The following is a 3,361-nucleotide window of genomic DNA, read 5'->3' as shown; positions in this document are numbered from 1 at the left end:
TTTAAAGATGAAATGATGAAGGTTGTTAGAAAACAGACCAAGATGCTGAAAGAAGATGGGGTAACCGGAGAAGGCTTACCTGCTTTAGGTACCAAGGTACTGGATAATATTATTAACTCTACAGGTCTTTATCCAGTCAATAATTTTCAGGATGGTGGTACTTTTGCTGATGTAGATGAGGTATCCGGTGAAGCTCTGGTGGAAAAAGGATATCTACAGTCGAATAAAGGCTGTTATGGCTGTCCAATTCGCTGTGCCAGGGACACTAAACTCCCTAATGGCCAGCAGGGTGAAGGTCCAGAATATGAATCAGGTTGGGCATTTGGAGCTGACTGTGGAGTTAATGACTTAAATGCAATTACTGAGGCTAATTTTCTCTGTAATGATCTTGGCATGGATACCATTACTGCAGGTACAACTATCGCCTGTGCCATGGAGTTATATGAAAAAGGTTATATTGATAAGGATGAACTGGAAAACGGACCTGAGTTAAAATTCGGTTCTTCAGAATCAATAATTTATTACACAGAGAAGATGGCTTACCGTAAAGGACTAGGTGATAAGCTAGCAGAAGGTTCATATCGTCTGGCAGACTCTAAAGGTCAGCCTGAACTTTCAATGAGTGTTAAAAAACAGGAGCTTCCTGCTTATGATCCTCGCGGAGTTCAGGGACAGGGACTTAATTATGTAACTTCCAACCGCGGCGGCTGTCATGTTAGAGGTTATATGATTTCACCTGAGGTTTTAGGAGCTCCAGAAAAGCTTGATCCACAGGAACTGGAAGGTAAAGCTGGCTGGGTTAAAACATTCCAGGATTTAACAGCTGTTATTGATTCGGTTGGAATGTGTCTTTTTACTTCCTTTGCTCTGGGACTTGATGATTACAGAGAAATAGTAAATGCCGGTACACAATTTGACTATACATCTGATTCCTTACTTGAAACTGGTGAGAGAATTTATAACTTAGAGCGTCAGTTTAACATGGAAGCTGGAATAACTCCTGCAGAGGATACATTGCCACCTCGTTTTGATGAGCCACTACCTGATGGTCCGCAAAAAGGTATGAAGGCAGAATACAAAAAGATTTTACCTGAATATTATGAAGTTAGAGGCTGGCAGGAAGATGGTTGGATCAGTGAACAGAAACTAAAGGATATGAAAATTAAATAATAATATTGGCGGGGTAAATAATTGGCTTTTAAAAAATATATTGCAGTTTAAGGTTATTCAATTTAGCCTCGTAAATCCATCCAGTTCTCTCTAGAGAGCTGGGTGGAATTTTATATAAAGGGTGATCAAGTTGGCATTAAAAGTTAAATTTTATTCGCTATTTAGAATCAACTTAAAAAGTTCGGGAACTGAATATGAACTGGATAATGAAATTACAATTGCTGAATTAATTGAAAAGTTAGATCAGGAGTATGATGGCTATTTTACTCAAAAGCTGCTGGAGGAGGACCGGAGTATTTCTGCAGGAGCAATCATTTTAGTCAATGGCCATAATGTTTTACATTTAGATCAGTTAAAAACAAAAATAAGTAACCAGGATATAGTCACTTTATTTCCCCCATCTGCAGGAGGTTGATTATGAAAGATTATTTAAAAAGACAGGAAAAACTTTTCAGCAAAGCACAAAGAAAACGAATAGAAGAACTAAATATTTTGATTGCTGGAACTGGTGGACTGGGAACCAATCAGGCTCTGCAGCTGCAGCGAATTGGGGTTAATAAGCTTTATCTTTATGATTATGACAGGGTTGAAATCTCCAATTTAAACCGCCAGCTCTGCTACGGGAAAAAAGATCTCGGCCGGCTAAAGGTAGAGGCAGCAGCTGAGTTTTTAAATGACTTTGACTTGGAGACAGAGATAATTTCCAGAAATGAAAAAATAACGCCGGCAGCTGAAATTCCAACTGAGATAGATATTATTTTTGATGGAATGGATAATTTTGAGTCTCGCTTTATTTTAGATCAGCTGGCTTTAGAGAATGAGCTGCCCTTTATTCACGCCGGAATCGAAGGGTTTTTTGCTCAGATTATGCTGGTGCTTCCTGAAAGCAAAATAAGGTTAAAAGATGTTTTTGCAGGTTCAGAAAAAGAAGAAACTCCCGCTGTTTTCTCACCAGCTGTAGCAGTAACCGCTTCTATTCAAGTGCTCGAAGCTTTAAAATATTTACTCGGTTTTGACAATTATTTAAAAAATCAGCTGCTGCATCTTGATCTCTTAAACAGTCAGATGGAAAAAATTGATTTAAATTAGATCTGATTTTATTGAATTAATTGTAATAATTATACTTGATAAAAATAATTTTTTTTGTTAGCCTTAAATTCAGGAGATGATAAAATGCAGACAGAAATATATCACTTATTTCACAGTGGAACTGCAGTTAAAGTTAAAAATAAATTATTTGTATTTGATTATTTTAAGGATGAGCCACAAAATAAAAAAGCTTTGAGCAGTTCTTTAGAAAAAGGTGTTATTAGAGAAGAAAGTTTTAAGAGTATAAATGAGCTTTATGTATTTGTCTCGCACAGCCACCATGACCACTATAATAAAGTGATTTTTGAATGGGAAAATTATTGTGATCAGCTAAATTATATCTTGGCAGCTGAGGTTGAATTAGAAGCTGAGCTAGAAAATAAGGATAATCTTTATTTAATGGAAAAAGATGAGGAACTAAAGCTGGAAAATATCAGCATTTCAACTTATGGCAGTACAGATGAGGGAGTTTCATTTTTAGTTGAGCTTGATGATTTAAGTATTTTTCATGCTGGGGATCTAAACTGGTGGAAATGGAAAAAATTTAGCGAGAAAGTTCAAAAAAGAGAGGCAAGAGAATATAAAAGAGAAGTGGATAAACTAAAAGGAAAAAAAATAGATATAGCCTTTGTTCCTGTAGACCCAAGGTTAGAAGAAAATTACTATTTGGCAGGAGAGTACTTTATTAATGAAATAAAGCCAGCACTTTTTATACCAATCCATTTTGCTGATAATTATGATGTAACTAAATTTTTTAAAGATAGATTTAACTCCAATCAGACTAGAGTTGTTGAAATTACTAAGGCAGGGGAAAAAATTCTTTATACAAAAAGTTAATATAGATAATCTTGTTTTATCTGATGAATTTGCAAATTATGCTGGTTCTCTGGCTGCATCTGTGAGCGGTGCAGTGGCTGCTTTACCAACATTAGCAGAAGTTCAAAAATCCGAATAATTCAAAGGGGTATAGTTATTTTGCAGAAAATTCTATTTTAAAACACTTGCAATAATCTTTCTAATGCTATATAATACTAAAAAATAAACAAAACTAAACCTGTGAACAGAAAAGTAGGAATTTTAGTGGAGTTAGCGAATCGAGGAT

General features: G+C 35.6%; 4 protein-coding genes. All 4 read left to right on the top strand.

Features of this window, described 5'->3' with window-relative positions:
- Positions 1-1,170: aldehyde ferredoxin oxidoreductase family protein (locus C7954_RS13390; RefSeq protein ID WP_208320702.1), on the top strand; the 1,170-nt coding region annotated here is incomplete at its 5' end.
- A gap of 130 nt (positions 1,171-1,300) precedes the next feature.
- On the top strand, positions 1,301-1,585 hold the full coding sequence (locus tag C7954_RS13385) for a MoaD family protein (RefSeq protein ID WP_089716256.1): 285 nt from the start codon (positions 1,301-1,303) through the stop codon (positions 1,583-1,585).
- Between the two features lie 2 nt (positions 1,586-1,587).
- Complete coding sequence (locus tag C7954_RS13380) at positions 1,588-2,259, top strand: HesA/MoeB/ThiF family protein (RefSeq protein WP_089716255.1); 672 nt, start codon at positions 1,588-1,590, stop codon at positions 2,257-2,259.
- A gap of 84 nt (positions 2,260-2,343) precedes the next feature.
- The gene (locus C7954_RS13375) at positions 2,344-3,096 is read left to right on the top strand and encodes an MBL fold metallo-hydrolase (protein ID WP_089716254.1); all 753 of its coding nucleotides are present in this window, start codon (positions 2,344-2,346) and stop codon (positions 3,094-3,096) included.
- Positions 3,097-3,361 lie beyond the last annotated feature (265 nt).

This window comes from Halanaerobium congolense, assembly GCF_004366375.1.
Taxonomy (GTDB): domain Bacteria; phylum Bacillota; class Halanaerobiia; order Halanaerobiales; family Halanaerobiaceae; genus Halanaerobium; species Halanaerobium congolense.
Note: the sequence above shows the minus strand (reverse complement) of the source record. Positions and strands in the feature narration are given on the sequence as shown.